Genomic DNA, 17,665 nt, shown 5'->3' on the forward strand with positions numbered 1-17,665 from the left:
CAGCGCAAGCCCGCCTGCTTCATCCACAACAAATGCGCGCCCCAAGCCTTCCGAGCCACCGCCGCTTGTGGCAAACAGGCGCCGTGATCCGCTCCGCTCTCACCGTCCTGGCCTTCGCCTGTGCCGCTGCCGCCAGCGCCCAGGCACCCGAGCGCCCCGATTTCCCAAGCTGGCTCTCCGCCTACCGCGCCGCAGCGCTCGCCCGCGGCATCAGCCCGGCCACCCTCGATGCCATGCTCGGCGGCCTCACCGCCAATGAGCGCGTCATCAGCCTCGACCGCAACCAGCCCGACGAAAGCAGCACGGCCGCAGCCCCGCCGCGCTTCGATGCCTATCTCGAGCGTCGCCTCACGCCCGCGCGCATCAGCGCCGGCCGCACGGCCTCTGCCAGCATCGCCCCCGCGCTCGCCGGCATCGAGGCGCGCTACGGCGTCCCCGGCCCCATCCTGCTCGGCATCTGGGGCATGGAAACCAGCTATGGCCGCATCACCGGCAACATGAACGTCACCCGCAGCCTCGCCACGCTCGCCTGGGACGGCCGCCGCGAATCGCTCTTCACCCGCGAGCTCGATGCCGCCCTCGAAATCGTCGACCGCGGCCTCGCGCCCCCTGAAAAGCTGCGCGGCAGCTGGGCCGGCGCCATGGGCCAGCCCCAGTTCCTGCCCAGCTCCTATCTCGCCTATGCCCGCGACGGCGACGGCGACGGCAAGGCCGACATCTGGGACAGCGCGCCTGATGCCCTCGCGTCCATCGCCAATTACCTCGTCGAAAATGGCTGGCAGCCCGGCCTCGCCTGGGGCGTCGCCGTCACCGTGCCCGAAAGCTTCGACCGCGCATTGGTCAAAAACCCCGTCGCCCCCACCAGCTGCATCCGCCCGCTCGAGCGCCATTCGCTGCCGCTGCCCGCCGCCCAGTGGCAGGCGTACGGCCTGACGTCCGAAAAACCGCTCCCAGACGCCCCGCTCACCCTCATCGAGCCTGACGGCCCGGGGCAGGGGGCCTGGCTGGTCACCGCCAACTACCGCACGCTGATGACCTATAATTGCTCCAATTTCTACGCCCTGTCGGTGGCCATGCTCGGCGATGAACTCAGCCGCTAAGCCCCTCCTTGCAGCCTGCGCCCTCGCGCTCGCCGCCTGCGCCGGCAAGCCGCCGCCGCTCGGCGCGCCCCCGCCGCCGGCAAAAGCCACCGCCGGCCCGGTCAAGATCGGCAAGCCCTACACCGTCTTCGGCAGGACCTATCTGCCGAAAGATGACCGCGACTATGACGAGCGTGGCATCGCCAGCTGGTATGGCCCCGGCTTCCATGCGCTGGCCACCGCAAACGGCGAAACCTACGACCAGAACGACCTCACCGCCGCCCACAAGACACTGCCCATGCCCAGCTTCGTCGAAGTCGAAAATCTCGACAATGGCCGCAAGCTCACCGTGCGCATCAACGACCGTGGCCCCTTTGTCGAAGGCCGCATCATCGATCTCAGCCGCCGCTCGGCGCAGTTGCTCGGCGTCGACAAGGTCGGCCTCGCCCGCGTCCGCGTCCGCCGCGTCTTCCCCGATGGCCAGCCCGCGCCCCCCGAAGCCGCCCCCATCGACACCCCGACCGTCCGGACGGTCGATCTCCCCGCCAGCCCGCCACAGCCCGCCAGTCCCCCCGCCAATCCCTATTTCGTCCAGGTCGCCGCCCTGTCCGATCCCGGCCGCGTCGCCTGGCTCGGCGGCTTCCTTGGCGCCTTCGGTCCGGTCGCCACCCAGCCCGCGCCCGGCGGCCTCACCCGCGTCCGCCTCGGCCCCTATGCCCGAGAGGCCGAAGCGCTTAAGGTGCTCTCGCAAATCCGCACCGCCGGCTATCCCAACGCCCGGCTCATCAAACCCTGACCCTTTTGGAGGCCCCCTTGTTCCTGCGTTCTCAAGTCATTGCCAGCCTTTCCTTCGCGCTTGTCTCAACAAGTGCGCTCGCGCAGGACATCACCGCCGGCTTCACCACGCCGGCCCCTTATGCCTTCATGAAAGACGTCGGCACCAACACCATCCTCTACAGCAAGGATGCCGACCGCGAGATCCCGCCCGCCTCTATGGCCAAGATGATGACCGTGCTGGTCGCCTTCGACATGATCAAGCGCGGCGACACCAGCCTCGACAAGCCGATCACCGTCCGCCCCGAGACCTGGGCCAAATGGCACAGCCAGGGCAGCACCATGTTCCTCGCCGCGGGCGAAATCGCCACGGTCGATGATCTGCTCAATGGCATCGTCACCGCATCGGGCAATGATGCCTGCGTCGTGCTCGCCGAAGGCCTGCTGGGTTCCGAATCCGCCTTCATTGACCTGATGAACAAAACCGCAAAAGACATTGGTCTAAAAGGATCAAAATTCGCCAACACCAATGGCTGGCCGGATCCCGAACAACATGTCACCGCCCGCGATCTCGCCCGCATCGCCGAGATCACCATCACCCGCCACCCCGATCTCTACAAGCGCTTCTACGGCCGCGCCGATTTCACCTGGGGCAAGACCATGGAAGGCCGCCCCATCACCCAGCCCAACCGCAATCCGCTGCTCGGCCGCGTCACCGGCGCCGATGGCCTCAAGACCGGCCACACCGAAGAGGCCGGCTATGGCTTCACCGGCTCGGCCACGCAAAATGGCCGCCGCGTCGTCATGGTGCTGGGCGGCCTCGCCTCGCAGGGCGAGCGCACCGCCGCCTCGGTCGACATGCTGAGCTGGGGCTTTGCCGGCTGGGTCAAGCGGCCGGTGCTGGCCGCCGGCACCAGCGCCGGCATCGCCGATGTGCAGGGCGGCGAAGTCCCCGGCGTCAGCCTCGTCGCTCCGCGTGATCTCACCGTCCTCGTGCCGCGTGGCAGCTCCACCGAGCTTGATACGCGCATGGTCGTCGAAAAGCCCATCACTGCCCCGGTCGCCAAGGGCCAGCGGCTCGGCAGCCTGCTCGTCAGCGTGCCGGGCCGTGATGATGTCCGCCTGCCACTCATCGCTGCCACCGATGTTGCCGAAGCCGGCCCGCTGCTGCGCTTCTGGAACTGGCTGAAGGGCCTCGCCGGGCTGTGAGCGGCCGCTTCATCAGCTTCGAAGGCGGGGAGGGGAGCGGCAAGTCCACCCAGGCGCACCGCCTCGCCGAAGCCATGGCGCTCGAAGGTCATGATATCGTGCTCACCCGCGAGCCCGGCGGCACCGAAGGCGCCGAGGCGATCCGCAGCCTGCTCGTCTCGGGCGACCCCGGCCGCTGGACCGCCTGGTCCGAGGCTTGCCTCGTCAACGCCGCCCGCGCCGATCATGTCGAGCGCGTCATCCGCCCGGCGCTCGCCCGCGGCGCCACCGTGATCTGCGACCGCTATATCGACAGCACCCGCGCCTATCAGGGCGCCGGCAAGGGCCTTTCCGATGACGCCCTGCGCGCGCTCCACGCCCAGACCACCGGCGATCTCTGGCCTGACATCACGCTGGTCCTCACGCTGCCGCAAGGCAAGGGCCTCGCCCGCGCCCGTGTCCGCCCCGAAAGCGCGTCCGAAGCCCGTTTCGAAGCGCATGAAGCCGCCTTCCACGCCCGCGTCCATGCCTTCTTCGAAGCGCTGCCCAAGGCCGAGCCCGCCCGCTGCCGCGCCGTCAACGCCCAGGGCAGCATCAGCAGCGTCGCCGCCCGCGTCCGCGCCGCGCTCGCTCCATGCTGATCGGCCATACCGACGCCGTCGCCGCCGTCACCGCCGCGGTCGCCAGCGGCCGGCCCCATCACGGCTGGCTGCTCGCCGGCCCGCCCGGCATCGGCAAGGCCAGCTTCGCCGAAGCCGCCGCCATCTGGCTGCTCGCCGGCGCGCCGCCCCCCGGCTTCGAAGCCGCGCATGAAAGCCAGGCCGCCCATCTCGTCGCCGCCGCCAGCCACCCCGATTTCCGCCGCCTCACCCGCACCGAAGATGACAAGGGCAAGCTGCGCAGCGTCATCCGCGTCGATGAGGTCCGCGCCCTGCAAGGCGTCCTCCAGCAAACCCCCGCCATCGCCCCCTGGCGCGTCATCATCGTCGACAGCGCCGACGAGCTCAACCCCAACGCCGCCAACGCCCTTCTCAAAAACCTCGAAGAACCCCCTCAGAAAACGATTTTCTTCCTCATCAGCCATGCGCCCGGCCGGCTCCTGCCCACCATCCGCTCGCGCTGCCGCCTGCTCCGCTTCCAGCCCCTGTCCGATGCCGATGTCGCGCGCGTCCTTGCCCGCGAGGCCCCCGATCTCCCCGCATCAGACCGCGACGCCCTCATCCGCCTGTCCGCCGGCGCGCCCGGCACAGCGCTGGCCATGGCCGAACCCGGCATCGCCGATCTCGAAACAGCCCTTGCCGCACTCCCCGGCCTGCCACCCGCCGAGGCCGAAGCCGCCGCCCTTGGTCTCGCCCGCAGCCTCGCCGCCAAGACCGCCGGCGGCCGCTATCAGGCGCTGCTGGCGCGCACGCCCGCCATCCTCGCCGCCGCCGCCCGTCACCACTCCGGCCCCCGCCTCGCCCAGACCCTTGATGATTGGCAGGATGCCACCAGCCTCGCCGCCAGCGCCGGACCGCTCTCGCTCGATCCGCAAACCGTCGCCTTCGCGCTCACCCGAAAAATCGCCCGCCTCGCGCGCGCCTGAGGCACCTCAGCCAATTGCCAATCGCTGCCAAATCGCCCAAAGCCAGCGCCATGTCCAAACGCTTCTACATCACCACCGCCATCGCCTATCCGAATGGCAAACCGCACATGGGCCATGCCTATGAGGCGATCGCCACCGATGTCATCGCCCGCTTCAAACGCCTCGACGGCCATCACGTCCGCTTCCTCACCGGCACCGACGAGCATGGCCTCAAGATCGACAGGGCCGCCCGCGCCGCCGGCCTGCCGCCCAAGGATTATGTCGACACGATGGTGGCGCCGTTCCAGACGCTCGATGACATGCTTGGCGTCAGCTACGATCGCTTTATCCGTACCACCGATCAGGATCACAAGGCGCTGGTGCAGGCGCTATGGCAACGCATGGCGGCCAATGGCGATCTCTATCTCGATCGCTACGAAGGCTGGTATTCGGTGCGCGACGAAGCCTATTATGATTCCAGCGAACTGGTCGAGGCCACGGACGCGTCGGGCGCCACCGTGCAATTGTCGCCGCAGGGCACGCCGGTGGAATGGACCGTGGAGGAAAGCTGGTTCTTCCGGCTTTCGGCCTATCAGGATCGCCTGCTGGCCCATTATGACAGCCACAGCGAGTTCATCCAGCCTTCCACTCGTTTCAACGAGATGCGCGCCTTTGTTGCCGGTGGGCTTTCAGATCTCTCGGTCAGCCGCACCAGCTTCACCTGGGGCATTGCGGTGCCTGGTGACAGTCACCCATCAAACAACGCACACGTCATGTATGTCTGGCTCGATGCGCTGGCCAATTATCTCACCGGCGCCGATACCAGCGGGCAGGGCAGCCTTGATGGAGACTGGTGGCCCGCCGGTCTGCACGTGGTCGGCAAGGATGTGATGCGCTTCCACACCGTCTATTGGCCCGCCTTCCTCATGTCCGCCGGTCTGGCGCTGCCCAAGACCGTCTTCGGCCATGGCTTCCTGCTCAACCGCGGCGAGAAAATGTCCAAATCCCTGGGCAATGTCGTCGATCCCGCCGCCATGGCCGAAAAATTCGGCGTCGACCGGCTGCGCTGGTTCCTCTGCCGCGATGTCGCCTTCGGCGATGACGGCAGCTATTCCGATGAAGCCATCATCGAGCGCACCAACGCCGATCTCGCCAACGGCATCGGCAATCTCGCCCAGCGCGCGCTGGCCATGGTCGCCAAAAATCTCGGCGGCCAGATGCCCGCCCCCGCCCCCGACGCCGATCTCGACACAGCCCTTGCCACGGCCGAGGCCGCCTACATGTCCGCCATGAACGCGTTGCAGCTCCACAAGGCGCTCGAAGCGGTGATGGCGATGGTCACGGCTGCCAATGGCTATTTTGCCGAAAACGCCCCCTGGAGCCTCGCCAAGACCGACCCGGCCGCCATGGCGCGCGTGCTCGGCACCACGCTCGATGCCACGCGCCGCATCGTGCTCCTCGTCCAGCCCTTCATCCCGGCCTCGGCCGACAAGCTGCTCACCCTGCTCGGCGTCGCCACCGATCTGCGTGATTTCAACGCATTGCACATGGAAGTTCCCACAGGCACACAGCTGCCCGCGCCCGAAGGCGTCTTCCCCCGCATCGCAGCGGACAAGCCCTGATGCTGATCGACAGCCATTGCCATCTCAACTACCCCGGCCTGCGGGAAGACGTGCCCGGCGTCCTCGCCCGGGCGCGCGAAGCCGGCGTCACCGGTTTTCTCGGCATCTCCACCAAACAGCATGAATGGGACGAGGTGATCGGCCTCGCCGATGCCCATCCCGATATCTGGGCCACCATCGGCATCCACCCCCATGAAGCCGACCATCACCCCGATACCGACACGCGCACCTTGATCGACGCCGCCCGCCATCCCCGCGTCATCGGCATCGGCGAAACCGGCCTCGACTATTATTACGACAAGTCCGACCGCGAGCGGCAAAAAGCCAGCTTCCGCAGCCACATCGCCGCCGCCCGCGCGACCGGCCTGCCGCTCATCGTCCACACCCGCGACGCCGAGGCCGACACGCTCGAACTGCTGCAGGAAGCAGGGCAGGGGCCCCTCCACGGCGTCATCCACTGCTTCACCGCCAGCCAGGCCTTCGCCGACGCCGCTCTGGCGCTTGGCTTTTACATCTCGCTGTCCGGCATCGTCACCTTCAAGAACGCGCGCGACCTGCAAGCCACCGCCACCACCATCCCCACAGACCGGCTGCTGGTCGAGACCGACGCTCCCTTCCTCGCCCCCGTCCCCATGCGCGGCAAGACCTGCGAGCCCGCCTTCGTCGCCCACACCGCCGCCTTCGTCGCCCAGCTTCGCGGTGAAGATGAAAACGACTTGAAAACAACCACAACCGAAAACTTCTTCAAGCTCTTTTCCAAGGCGAGCCCGAAGGCGTGAAGGTCACTATCCTCGGCTGCGGCACATCCTCGGGCGTGCCCCGCCTCGGCGGCAAGGATGGTCGCGGCAATTGGGGGAACTGTGACCCGACCAACCCCAAAAACCGCCGCCGCCGCGTCTCCATCCTCGTCGAACATCAGGGCACAAAGCTGCTCGTCGACACCGGGCCAGACCTGCGCGAACAATTGCTCGGGGCAGGGGTCGCCCATCTCGACGCCGTCTTCATCACTCATGATCACGCCGACCATGCCCATGGCATCGATGATCTGCGCCAGGTCTTCCACGCCATGCGCCGTCCCGTCGATGTCCACGCCACCCCAGAAACCCTCGCCGTCATCACCCGCCGCTTCGATTATGTCTTCGAAGGCGCCCGCGGCTACCCCGCCAGCTGCACCGCCCATGTCCTCACCGGCCCGCTCACCATCGGCGGCATCACCGTCACGCCCTTTCCCCAACTTCACGGCGACATTGAATCAACCGGCCTGCGCTTCAGCGCGGATGGCAAGAGTCTAGCCTACAGTACTGATGTCAAAGCCTTTGACGAGCGCGCCCGGCCCGCGCTCACCGGCCTGGATCTCTGGATCGTCGATTGCCTGCGCCACACCCCGCATCCCACCCACAGCCATCTAGAAGCCACGCTTGAGTGGATCGAGACCTACCAGCCCGCCCATGCGCTGCTCACCCATATGGACCAGTCGATGGACTATGACAGCCTGTGCGCGGTGCTGCCGCCGCACATCCGCCCGGCCCATGACGGCCGCACCATCGCCTTCCATCAAGATTGATTAAACATAATATATATTATCAGGATCAAACCCCATGGACTCCCCCTCAGCCCTCGCGCGCCTCACCGCCATCATGGCCCGGCTCCGCGACCCCGTCAGCGGCTGCCCCTGGGATCTCGCCCAAAGCTTCGCCAGCATCGCCCCCTATACCATCGAAGAAGCCTATGAAGTCGCCGACGCCATCGAAGCGAACGACATGGCCGAACTCAAGAAAGAACTCGGCGACCTGCTCTTCCAGGTCATCTTCCACGCCCGCATCGCCGAGGAAGCCGGCCATTTCAATCTCGAAGCCGTGATCACCAGCCTCTGCGAAAAAATGGAGCGCCGCCACCCGCACATCTTCGGCACAGCCCAGCCCGCCCCCACAGCCGAAGCCCAAAAAGCCAGCTGGGAAGCCATCAAGGCCGCCGAACGCGCCGCCGCCGGCCAGCCCGACACGCCCGTTTCCGCCCTTGATGGCGTCGCCCGCGCCCTGCCCGCGCTGGCGCGGGCCGACAAGCTCCAGTCCCGCGCCGCCCGCACCGGCTTTGACTGGCCCGGCCCCGCCCCCGTCCGCGCCAAGCTGCTGGAAGAGCTGGACGAATTCGACGCCGCCACAACCGACGAGCACCGTTTCGAAGAAGCCGGCGACCTGCTCTTCGCGCTCGCCAACTATCTCCGCCACCATGATATCGACCCCGAAGCCGCACTGCGCGCCGGCAACACCAAGTTCGAACACCGCTTCCGCGCCATGGAAGCCGCCCACCCCGGCTTCGCCAGCCTCAGCCTCGATGAGCAGGAAGCCCTCTGGCAGCAGGTCAAGGCCGCGGAGGCCTGAGCCTTACCCGCGCGTCATCACAAAGCGCGCATGATCGGCGTCCGACAGCCGCACCCACAGCACCATGCCGTCCGCGTCATCCTCGCGCCCCATCACCTCGCCGTGCGCGTGCAGCCAGGCCATCAGCCGCCCATCCCCCTGCCCCAGCCTGATCGCATGCACCCGCGTGCCCGCGCGCAGCATCACCGCCATCTGCTCCTGCAGCGCCTCCACGCCCTCGCCGGTCAGCGCCGACACCGCCACCGCATCATCGCCCGTCCGCGCCAGCAGCGCGGCGCGCGCCTCGGGCTCCAGCGCGTCAATCTTGTTCATCACCGTCAGCATCGGCCGCTCGGCTCCCATGCCCAGCGCGTTCAGCACCTCGGCCACATCGGCCGCCTGCGCCGCGCTGTCGGGATGCGAGACATCGCGCACATGCACGATCAGATCAGCCTCGGTCACTTCCTCGAGCGTGGCCCGAAACGCCGCCACCAGCTGGGTGGGCAGGTTCGAGACAAACCCCACCGTGTCCGACAGCACCACCTTGTCGTGCCCCGGCAGCCTGATCGCCCGCATCGTCGGGTCGAGCGTCGCAAACAGCAGATCCTCGGCGCGCACCTCGGCCCCCGTCAAGCGATTGAAAAGCGTCGATTTCCCGGCGTTGGTATAGCCCACCAGCGCAATCACCGGCCAGGGCGCCTTCTGCCGCTGCCGCCGGTGCAGCCCGCGCGTGCGCCGCACATCCTCCAGCTCGGCCTTCAGCCGTACGATGCGGTCCTTGATCAGCCGCCGGTCCATCTCGATCTGGCTTTCGCCCGGCCCGCCCATGAAGCCAAAGCCGCCGCGCTGCCGCTCCAGGTGGGTCCAGCTCCTGACCAGCCGGCTCGCCTGATATTGCAGATGCGCCAGCTCGACCTGCAACGTCCCTTCCCGCGTCGATGCCCGCTCGCCAAAAATCTCCAGAATAAGCCCCGTCCGGTCAATCACCTTGGCCTTCAGGTCGCGCTCCAGATTGCGCTGCTGAATGGGCGACACTGCCGCATCGATCACCACCAGCTCCGCCTCATGCGCCGCCACCATCGCCGCCACCCGCTCGATCTGCCCCTTGCCAAAGAGATGGCTGGCGCTGGCCTTGCGCACCCGCACAATCTCCTCGCCCACCACATCAAGCGCAATCGCCTGCGCCAGCCCCACGGCTTCCGCCAGCCGCGCTTCGGGCGCGCGAATTTCAGCGCCGCCGCGCCCCTCCACCACAGGCAGGATCACCAGCCCCGGTGCGCCAGTCCTGAGTCCCCGCTGCTGGTCAAAGCCGGTGCCGCTGGTATTGCCAGCCTCAGCCGTCGGCGTTTCGCTCAATCGTCGTCGCCGTCATCATCAGGCGTCTCGCCCTCGAACAGCTGCAGCGGCTGTGCCGGCATCACCGTCGAAATCGCGTGCTTGTAGACCAGCTGCGAATGGCCATCCCGGCGCAGCAGCACCGAGAAATTGTCAAACCAGGTGATCACCCCCTGCAATTTCACGCCATTGACCAGAAACATCGTCACCGGCGTCCGCGTCTTGCGCACCGCGTTCAGAAACACGTCCTGCAAGCTGTTGGCTCGTTCGCCCATCCTGTCTTCTCTTTCTCATGGCCTCACGCGGACCGGCACCGCAGCGCGGCACGATAGTGGGCCTGCCAAAAATCTCAAGTTTCTTCGCGCGCTAGCGCCCGTCCTCATTCGCCATTCTCGTCGCCCCCATCGCCCTCATTCTCCTCGCCCAGCCCCAGCGCCTTCAGTTTGCGGTGCAGGGCTGATCGTTCCATCCCGATAAACGCCGCCGTGCGCGAAATATTGCCCGAAAACCGCTTGATCTGGGCGCGCAGATATTCCCGCTCAAAGGCCTCGCGCGCCTCGCGCAGCGGCGTCCCCATGATCGAGCGCACCGCCTGCCCCGGCACCAGCTTCGAAGGCTCGGCGGTAATCTCGCCCGGCAGCATCTCCACCCCGATCGTGCCGATCTGATCGGACGGTGCCAGAATCAGCGTCCGCTCGATCACATTCCTGAGCTGGCGCACATTGCCCGGCCATTCATAGGTCTGCAGCGCCGCCAGCGCGTCATCGGTCAGCACAGGCGTCGTCATCCGCCGCTCGGCCGCATAGCGCGCGAGGAAATAATTGGCCAGTTCCACCACATCCTCGCGCCGCTCCGAAAGCGCCGGCAGCTTCACCGGCACCACGTTCAACCGGTAATAAAGGTCCTCGCGAAACCGCCCGCCCTCGATCTCCGCATTGAGGTCGCGCGACGTCGCGCTGATCACCCGCACATCCACCTTCACCCAGCGCGAGCCGCCCACCCGCTGAAACACCTGCTCGGTCAGCACCCGCAACACCTTGGCCTGGGTATTGATCGGCATGTCCGCCACATCATCCAGAAACAGCGTGCCCCCATGCGCCTGCTCGAACAGCCCGGAGCGGACCAGATGCCCCCCTCCTCCACGCCGAACAGCGCTTCCTCCACCCGCTCCGGCGTCATCCGCGCCGCGCTCACCACCATGAACGGCGCCCGCTCGCGCGCCGACCATTGGTGCAGCAGCCGGGCCGCCACCTCCTTGCCCGATCCCGCCGGCCCCGAGATCAACACCCTTGATCCCGTCGCCGCCACCCGCTTCAGCGTGGCGCGCACGGCATTGATCTGCGGGCTGCTCCCGGTCAGCTCATTGTCCAGCCCCACCTTCTCGCGCAGCGCCTCATTCTCGCGCTTCAGCCGCTCGGTCTCGGTGGCGCGCCCCACCACAAGCAGCAGCTGCTCGGCCTGAAACGGCTTCTCGATGAAGTCATAGGCGCCCTGCTTGATCGCCGTCACCGCCGTCTCGATATTGCCATGCCCCGAAATCACCACCACCGGCAGCGACGGGTCGCGGCTCTTGATCTCGTCCAGCAGCTCCAGCCCATCCAGCTGCGAGCCCTGCAGCCAGACATCGAGGATAATCAGCGAGGGCCGCCGCTCGGCCAGCGCCGCCAGCGCGCTGTCGCTGTCGCCCGCGCCGCGCGTCGCATAGCCCTCGTCGTCCAGCACGCCTGCGATCATTTCGCGGATATCCGCCTCGTCATCGATGATCAGAATCTCAAGCGCCATGACCGTCCTTCTTCAAAAAGCTCATTCCGCCGCCTGCCGCAGGCTGGCCGCGCGCACAAAAACCATGCGCACCAGCGCGCCGCCGTCCGGCCCATCGGCCAGCGTCAGCGTGCCGCCATGGTCCTCGACAATCTTCTTCACGATCGCCAGCCCCAGCCCGGTGCCGCGTGCCCGCGTCGTCACATAAGGCTCGGTCAGCTGGTCGCGCCGCTCGGCCGGCAGCCCCACGCCATTGTCCACCACTTCGATGCTCAGCGCCGCCCCGTCATCGGCCAGCCGCACCTCCACCGCGCCGCCGCCCTCAGGCTCGCCGTCGCGCTCGATCCGCGCCGTCACCGCCTCGCCCGCATTCTTCAGCACATTGGTCATCAGCCGCATCATCTGCTGCCGGTCACACATCAGCGGCGCCGCCCCCTCCCCGCCCGTCACCGAAAAGCGAAGCGCGGGAAAGGCCACATCCTGCAAGACCAGCGCCTCGCGCACCAGCAGCCCCACATCCTCGGGCGCAAACACCGGCGCCGGCAGCCGCGCAAAGTCCGAAAACTCGTTCACCATCCGGTGCAGGTCCCCCACCTGCCGCACGATCATGCTGGTCAGCGCGCTAAAGGTCTCGCGGTCCTCCACCACCTGGCGGCCAAATTTGCGCTGCAACCGCTCGGCCGCCAGCTGAATGGGCGTCAGCGGGTTCTTGATCTCATGCGCAATCCGCCGCGCCACATCGGCCCAGGCCGCGCGCCGCTGGTCGGCCAGCTGCGCCGAAATATCATCAAAGGTCAGCACCTGCCCACCCTCGCCGTCCGGGCCCCCGCTGCCGCCCGCATCGGCCGCAATCCTGACCGAAAGCGTCTGCGTCTCGGCCCCGCGCACGATCTTCACCTGTCCCGAAAACCGCCCCGTCTCGCGCGCCGCCTGCAGCCACGCCGCCAGCTCGGGCACCGTCTCCTCCAGCCGCTGCCCGGCCAGCGCCGCCTCATCGCTCTCCAGCAGCGCCGCCGCCGACCGGTTGGCGCTGCGCACCACGCCGCCCCCGTCAATCGACAGCACCCCGGCCGAAACACCCGACAGCACCGCCTCGGTAAAGCGCCGCCGCCGGTCCAGCTGCCGGTTCGCCTCCAGAAGCGCACTCTGCTGCGTCTTCAGCTGCCCGGTCATGCGGTTGAAGGCGCGCGCCAGCGTGCTGATCTCGTCGCGCGCACCGCCAGCCGGCACCCGCGCGTCAAGGTCCCCGGCTCCCACCCGCTCGGCCGCCAGCGCCAGCCGCGCAATCGGCGTCACCATCCGGTTCGCCAGCCACAGCGCAAACCACATCGCCACCGCCAGCGTCAGCAGGCTCACCGCAATCAGCACAAGGTTGAAGCGCAACTGCATCACCCGTGACCGCTCGATCAGCTCCCGATATTCAAACAGCGCGCCCGCCGCCCGGTCGGCCCGCGCCAGCACCGCCGGGTCCACCTTGCGCGACACATAAATGAACCGGTCCGCCAGCCCCGGCACCGCCACCACCGCCTCGATCCGGTCGCCACCCCGCGCCACCAGCGTCACCGCCTGCGCCGCCCCCTCTTCAGGCCTGCCCGGTGCCGGCATCCGCTCCAGCCGCGCCGCCAGCGCTGTCACTTCCAATCCGTTCAGTGCCAGCGGCACCAGCTTGTCACCGTTACGCGCAAAAACAGCAGCTTCCGAAAGATTCCTCGCGGCCACCTGAAATTGCAGCGCCTGACCGAACAGCTCGGTGCCCTCGCCAAAATCCCGCGCATAATTGGCCACATCGCTGCTCATCGGCACAATGTCATCGGCCACCCGCTGCCGGTTCTCCTCAATATAGGCCTGGGCCACCTGGTTCGATCCCTCAAGGATCGTCTTCACACGGTCCGAAAACCAGAATTGCACGCCATATTGAAACAGGAGCGAGGCAAAGATCACCACCAGCACCGTCGGCACCGCGGCAATGCCGGCAAACAGCCCGACCAGCCGCACATGCAGCTGCGCGCCCGCCACCCCCTGCCGCCGATTGGCCAGCAGCAGCGCGATGCGCCGGGCCATCAACACCATCAGCAGCATCACCGGCAGGATATTGGCCACCACCAGCGCCGTCACCAGCGTCGGCGATGCGCCCGTCGCCGGCACGCTGCGCCCCGTCACCAGCGCATAGCTCGCCCAGCCAATGATCAGCGTCGCCGCCGCCGCCGCCAGTTCGAGCCGCGGATAAATCTCCTGCCGCCCGCCCAGCGCGCGCACCAGCCGCCGCCCCCAAAGCCTGAGCCGCCAGCCCAGGGCCTTGCGGTTCACCGCCCTGCGCTCCTGCGCACGAAGCGCCGGCGCCATATCCATGGCCTTGTTCATCGCCGCCAATCTAGGCGATTATCGTGGCAAAAGGAACACAGGCGTTGCGGCCTTGCGACATCCAATCAATCGCGCCGCCGCCCCGCGTCCAGCCCCAGGTCCGCCAGCTTCTTGCGCAGCGTATTGCGATTGATTCCAAGCAGTTTGGCTGCCTTCAGCTGGTTGCCGTCAGTCGCCTGCAATGATGCCGCCAAAAGCGGCCGCTCCACCTCCGCCATCAGCCGGTCATACACGCCTTCGGGCGGCAGCCCCGCCGCATAGCGCTCAAAATAGGCCGCAATATGCTGCGCCGCTGCCGCCGAAAGCCCCCTCGCCGCGTCCGGGCCAACCTCGCCGGCCCTCTCCAATAGCACCACCGGCTCCGCCTCGCCCTCGCCCGCCGGCACCAGTGCGGCCGCCACCCGCGCCGCCGTGATCGTGTCGCCGCGCTCCAGCACGGCAAAGCGGCGCATCAGATTCTCCAACTCGCGCACATTGCCCGGCCAGTCGTGCCGCGCCAGCGCCGCCAGCGCGCCTTCGTCCAGCGCCTTGCGCGGCAGCCCTTCGGCGGCGGCGCGGGCCAGAAAATGCCGCGCCAGCGCCGGCACATCCTCGGCCCGCGCCCGCAGCGGCGGCAGCGCCAGCGGCACCACGTTCAACCGATAATAAAGGTCCTCGCGAAACTTCCCCGTCCGCGTCAGCGCCAGCAGATCCTGGTTGGTCGCCGTTACCACCCGCACATCGGCCATCTGCGTGCGCGAGCCGCCCACGGTGGTGAATTCGCCCGTCTGCAACACCCTGAGCAGCCGCGTCTGCGCATCGATCGGCATGTCGCCAATCTCGTCCAGAAACAGCGTGCCGCCCTGCGCCTGCTCGAATTTCCCCGCCGCCCGTGCGGTTGCCCCGGTAAAGGCGCCGCGCTCATGGCCAAAAAGCTCGCTCTCGATCAGCTCGCGCGGGATCGCCGCCATGTTCAGCGCCACAAAGGGTGCGCTGCGCCGCGGCCCCATGTCATGTATCGCCCGCGCCACCAGCTCCTTGCCCGTGCCGCTCTCGCCCAAAATCATCACCGTCAGCTCATTGGGCACCACCCGGGCAATCAGCCGATAGACCTCCTGCATCGCCGGCGAACGCCCCACCAACGGGCTGTCCTGACCAAAAAACTCGCTCCCATCCGCCAGCGCCGCCCCGTCAGAAGCCTCAAGCGCTGCCGCAACAGTCCCAACCAATACATTGAGATCAAAGGGCTTCGGCAAATAGTCAAACGCCCCCTGCTCGGTCGCCCTGACCGCCGTTGAAAGCGTGTTCTGCGCCGAAATCACGATGATCCGCAGACCGGGGCGCATCGCCAGCAGCGCCGGAATCAGCTCCAGCCCATTGCCATCGGGCAGAAGCACATCCGAAATCACCACATCACCCTTGCCGCCGCGCACCAGCGCGCTGAGCTCGGCCGCCGTCTCCGCCAGCAAAACCTTGTGCCCGGCCCGCACCAGCGCCTGGCGCACCACAGTGCGAATGGCCGCATCGTCATCAGCCACAATCACCGTGTGCCCGCTCATGCCGCCTCGCCCTCCGCCACCGGCAACAGCACCCGGAACACCGTCCAGGCCGGCTCGCCGCTGCGCTCATATTCAATCACCCCGCCATGATCGGCGATGATCTTCGCCACCAGCGCCAGCCCCAGCCCCGATCCGCCCGGCTTTGACGTGACAAAAGGCTCAAACACATAATCCGCCAGTGCCAACGGCACGCCGGGGCCATTGTCACACACCCGCACCTCAAACGGCAGGCTCACCGGCGCCCCCCCATCCGCCGGCCGCACCTTCAGCCCCGGCCGATAGGCCGTCGAAATCCTCAGCTCGCCCCCCTCGCCTGCCGCCTCGGCGGCATTCTTGAGCAGGTTCAAAAACACCTGCACCAGCGCATCGCGGTTCGCCGGCACCATCGGCAGCGACGGGTCATAGCTCTCCCGGATCGCAAGCGCCTGCGCAAAGCCCGTCTCCGCCACGCGGCGCACATGGCCCAGAAGCTCGTGCATGTTGATCGGCCGCAGGCGAATCGGCCGTGTGTCGGTAAAGCTCTCCAGCCGGTCCACCAGCTTGGCGATCCGGTCCACCTCGGCCACGATCAGCCCGGTCAGCTCGGCGCGGTCAGCCGCGTCGCTCTCGCCGCTCGCCAGAAGCTGCGCCGCCCCCTTGATGCCCGAAAGCGGGTTCTTGATTTCATGCGCCAGCATCTGCGCCACGCCCTCCGCCGAGCGTGCCGCGCCCAGCTGCTGCACCTGCCGGTCCACCATCGTCGTCACCGCCCGCATCTGCAGCGCCACCGTCAGCCAGCCCTCCATCTCGGCCACGGGGTTGACCAGCACGTCAGCGCGGATCGGCCGCCCATTGAGCGGCTTCAGCATCACGTCATAGGCCGCGCAGCCGCTGCCATCGCGCCGCGCCCGCGCCACCAGTGTCGCCACCGTCTCGTCCCCGCCAAAGGCCGCCTGCCAGCCCCGCTCGGCGAGTGCGGCCTGACCCATGTTCAGCGCCGCTTCCGCCGCCATGTTGACCATGGCGATCCCCCCATCGGGCCGCACCAGCATCACCGGCACGGCAAGCCCTGCAAGCAACTCGGAGGCGCCGGCCATCACGCCGCCATCAGTTCAAGCCGCATGCGATCCTCATAAAAGCGGTCCACCATGTCCATCACAGCGTCAGCATCGTTCAACTGGTTGACCTCGTTGCGAAAAACCGCGCTGTCAAACAGCCCCTTGGTATACCAGCCGAGATGCTTGCGGGCCACGCCCACCCCCACCTGCCGTCCATAAAGGTCCATCATCATCGTATAATGCTCGCGCACCACAGCATGCTGCACCGCCAGCCCCGGGTCGGCCGGCACCTCGCGGCCCGACAGCGCCGCCATCACCTGCCCGATCAGCCAGGGCTTGCCGTAAGCGCCCCTCCCGATCATCACCCCGTCCGCGCCCGACTGCGCCAGCGCTTCCCGCGCATCCGCCACCGAGCAGATGTCGCCATTGACGATCACCGGCACCGTCACCGCCGCCTTCACCCGGCTCACAAACTTCCAGTCCGCCGTGCCTGAATAGAGCTGGCAGCGCGTCCGCCCATGCACGGTGATCAGCCTCACCCCCAGGTCCTCGGCAATCCGCGCCAGCTCGGGCGCGTTCAGGCTGTCATGGTCCCAGCCCATGCGCATCTTCAGCGTCACCGGCACGCGCACGGCCTTCACCGTCGCCTCGATCAGCCGGGCCGCCAGCGGCAGATCGCGCATCAGGCTCGATCCGGCATGGCCATTGACCACCTTCTTCACCGGGCAGCCCATGTTGATGTCGATAATCGCCGCCCCCCGGCCCTCATTCAGCTTCGCAGCTTCCGCCATCCGTCCCGGCTCGCAGCCCGCCAGCTGCATGCTCACCGGCTCCTCGGCCGCGTCCCAGGCCGATTTCTGCAGGCTCTGCCGCGTCTCCCGGATCATAGCCTCGCTGGCGATCATCTCGGTCACCGTCAGCCCCGCCCCGAAGCGCTTCACCAGCACCCGGAACGGCATGTCCGTCACGCCGGTCATCGGCGCCAGAATCACCGGCTCGGCAATGCGCACCGGCCCAATTTCGATCGGCTTCAACATGCCCAAGGC

At 67.5% G+C, this 17,665-nt stretch carries 15 protein-coding genes and 1 pseudogene; 9 read left to right on the forward strand and 7 right to left on the reverse strand.

The window, feature by feature from the left end:
• Positions 1–83 precede the first annotated feature (83 nt).
• Genes ACMVO5_RS03400 through mazG form a run of 9 tightly spaced genes read left to right on the forward strand, consistent with a single transcriptional unit; the run spans position 84 to position 8,608 of the window.
• On the forward strand, positions 84–1,100 hold the full coding sequence (locus ACMVO5_RS03400; protein WP_416908669.1) for a lytic murein transglycosylase: 1,017 nt from the start codon (positions 84–86) through the stop codon (positions 1,098–1,100).
• Positions 1,084–1,875, forward strand: coding sequence for a septal ring lytic transglycosylase RlpA family protein (locus tag ACMVO5_RS03405; protein ID WP_416908670.1), 792 nt, complete (start codon positions 1,084–1,086; stop codon positions 1,873–1,875). Before ACMVO5_RS03400 ends, ACMVO5_RS03405 begins: the two co-directional genes overlap by 17 nt.
• 17 nt (positions 1,876–1,892) lie before the next feature.
• On the forward strand, positions 1,893–3,062 hold the full coding sequence (locus ACMVO5_RS03410; RefSeq protein ID WP_416908671.1) for a D-alanyl-D-alanine carboxypeptidase family protein: 1,170 nt from the start codon (positions 1,893–1,895) through the stop codon (positions 3,060–3,062).
• Complete coding sequence (tmk, locus tag ACMVO5_RS03415; protein WP_416908672.1) at positions 3,059–3,682, forward strand: dTMP kinase; 624 nt, start codon at positions 3,059–3,061, stop codon at positions 3,680–3,682. Before ACMVO5_RS03410 ends, tmk begins: the two co-directional genes overlap by 4 nt.
• Positions 3,676–4,626, forward strand: coding sequence for a DNA polymerase III subunit delta' (locus ACMVO5_RS03420; protein ID WP_416908673.1), 951 nt, complete (start codon positions 3,676–3,678; stop codon positions 4,624–4,626). The genes tmk and ACMVO5_RS03420 overlap by 7 nt, the downstream gene beginning before the upstream one ends.
• Positions 4,627–4,676: 50 nt before the next feature.
• On the forward strand, positions 4,677–6,227 hold the full coding sequence (gene metG, locus ACMVO5_RS03425) for a methionine--tRNA ligase (RefSeq protein ID WP_416908674.1): 1,551 nt from the start codon (positions 4,677–4,679) through the stop codon (positions 6,225–6,227).
• The gene (locus ACMVO5_RS03430; RefSeq protein ID WP_416908675.1) at positions 6,227–7,006 is read left to right on the forward strand and encodes a TatD family hydrolase; all 780 of its coding nucleotides are present in this window, start codon (positions 6,227–6,229) and stop codon (positions 7,004–7,006) included. Before metG ends, ACMVO5_RS03430 begins: the two co-directional genes overlap by 1 nt.
• On the forward strand, positions 7,003–7,791 hold the full coding sequence (locus tag ACMVO5_RS03435; protein WP_416908676.1) for an MBL fold metallo-hydrolase: 789 nt from the start codon (positions 7,003–7,005) through the stop codon (positions 7,789–7,791). The genes ACMVO5_RS03430 and ACMVO5_RS03435 overlap by 4 nt, the downstream gene beginning before the upstream one ends.
• 34 nt (positions 7,792–7,825) lie before the next feature.
• Entirely contained in the window at positions 7,826–8,608 is a 783-nt protein-coding gene (gene mazG, locus ACMVO5_RS03440) for a nucleoside triphosphate pyrophosphohydrolase (protein WP_416908677.1), read from the forward strand.
• A 3-nt stretch (positions 8,609–8,611) separates the two neighbouring features.
• Here the strand turns inward: mazG and hflX are convergent, their stop codons facing one another.
• The 7 genes and pseudogenes from hflX to dusB form a co-directional block, all read right to left on the reverse strand.
• The gene (gene hflX / locus ACMVO5_RS03445; RefSeq protein ID WP_416908678.1) at positions 8,612–9,943 is read right to left on the reverse strand and encodes a GTPase HflX; all 1,332 of its coding nucleotides are present in this window, start codon (positions 9,941–9,943) and stop codon (positions 8,612–8,614) included.
• Positions 9,940–10,197, reverse strand: coding sequence for an RNA chaperone Hfq (gene hfq, locus ACMVO5_RS03450; protein ID WP_416908679.1), 258 nt, complete (start codon positions 10,195–10,197; stop codon positions 9,940–9,942). The genes hflX and hfq overlap by 4 nt, the downstream gene beginning before the upstream one ends.
• Before the next feature lie 104 nt (positions 10,198–10,301).
• A pseudogene (locus ACMVO5_RS03455) lies at positions 10,302–11,704 on the reverse strand (sigma-54-dependent transcriptional regulator).
• A gap of 21 nt (positions 11,705–11,725) precedes the next feature.
• Complete coding sequence (locus tag ACMVO5_RS03460) at positions 11,726–14,044, reverse strand: ATP-binding protein (RefSeq protein ID WP_416908680.1); 2,319 nt, start codon at positions 14,042–14,044, stop codon at positions 11,726–11,728.
• 65 nt (positions 14,045–14,109) lie between these two features.
• Complete coding sequence (gene ntrC / locus ACMVO5_RS03465) at positions 14,110–15,582, reverse strand: nitrogen regulation protein NR(I) (RefSeq protein WP_416908681.1); 1,473 nt, start codon at positions 15,580–15,582, stop codon at positions 14,110–14,112.
• The gene (locus ACMVO5_RS03470; protein ID WP_416908682.1) at positions 15,579–16,658 is read right to left on the reverse strand and encodes a two-component system sensor histidine kinase NtrB; all 1,080 of its coding nucleotides are present in this window, start codon (positions 16,656–16,658) and stop codon (positions 15,579–15,581) included. The genes ntrC and ACMVO5_RS03470 overlap by 4 nt, the downstream gene beginning before the upstream one ends.
• Complete coding sequence (gene dusB / locus ACMVO5_RS03475) at positions 16,658–17,662, reverse strand: tRNA dihydrouridine synthase DusB (protein WP_416908683.1); 1,005 nt, start codon at positions 17,660–17,662, stop codon at positions 16,658–16,660. The genes ACMVO5_RS03470 and dusB overlap by 1 nt, the downstream gene beginning before the upstream one ends.
• Positions 17,663–17,665: the final 3 nt, after the last annotated feature.

Origin of the sequence: Polymorphobacter sp. (genome assembly GCF_048007885.1) — a bacterium.
In the GTDB taxonomy this organism is placed as follows: domain Bacteria; phylum Pseudomonadota; class Alphaproteobacteria; order Sphingomonadales; family Sphingomonadaceae; genus Sandarakinorhabdus.

Coding starts and splice junctions, on each gene's coding strand:
- hfq (WP_416908679.1), bottom strand. CDS start 10,197: ATGGGCGAACGAGCCAACAGCTTGCAGGACGTGTTTCTGAACGCGGTG.
- ACMVO5_RS03460 (WP_416908680.1), bottom strand. CDS start 14,044: ATGAACAAGGCCATGGATATGGCGCCGGCGCTTCGTGCGCAGGAGCGC.
- ACMVO5_RS03430 (WP_416908675.1), top strand. CDS start 6,227: ATGCTGATCGACAGCCATTGCCATCTCAACTACCCCGGCCTGCGGGAA.
- metG (WP_416908674.1), top strand. CDS start 4,677: ATGTCCAAACGCTTCTACATCACCACCGCCATCGCCTATCCGAATGGC.
- mazG (WP_416908677.1), top strand. CDS start 7,826: ATGGACTCCCCCTCAGCCCTCGCGCGCCTCACCGCCATCATGGCCCGG.
- ntrC (WP_416908681.1), bottom strand. CDS start 15,582: ATGAGCGGGCACACGGTGATTGTGGCTGATGACGATGCGGCCATTCGC.
- ACMVO5_RS03470 (WP_416908682.1), bottom strand. CDS start 16,658: ATGGCCGGCGCCTCCGAGTTGCTTGCAGGGCTTGCCGTGCCGGTGATG.
- ACMVO5_RS03420 (WP_416908673.1), top strand. CDS start 3,676: ATGCTGATCGGCCATACCGACGCCGTCGCCGCCGTCACCGCCGCGGTC.
- ACMVO5_RS03405 (WP_416908670.1), top strand. CDS start 1,084: ATGAACTCAGCCGCTAAGCCCCTCCTTGCAGCCTGCGCCCTCGCGCTC.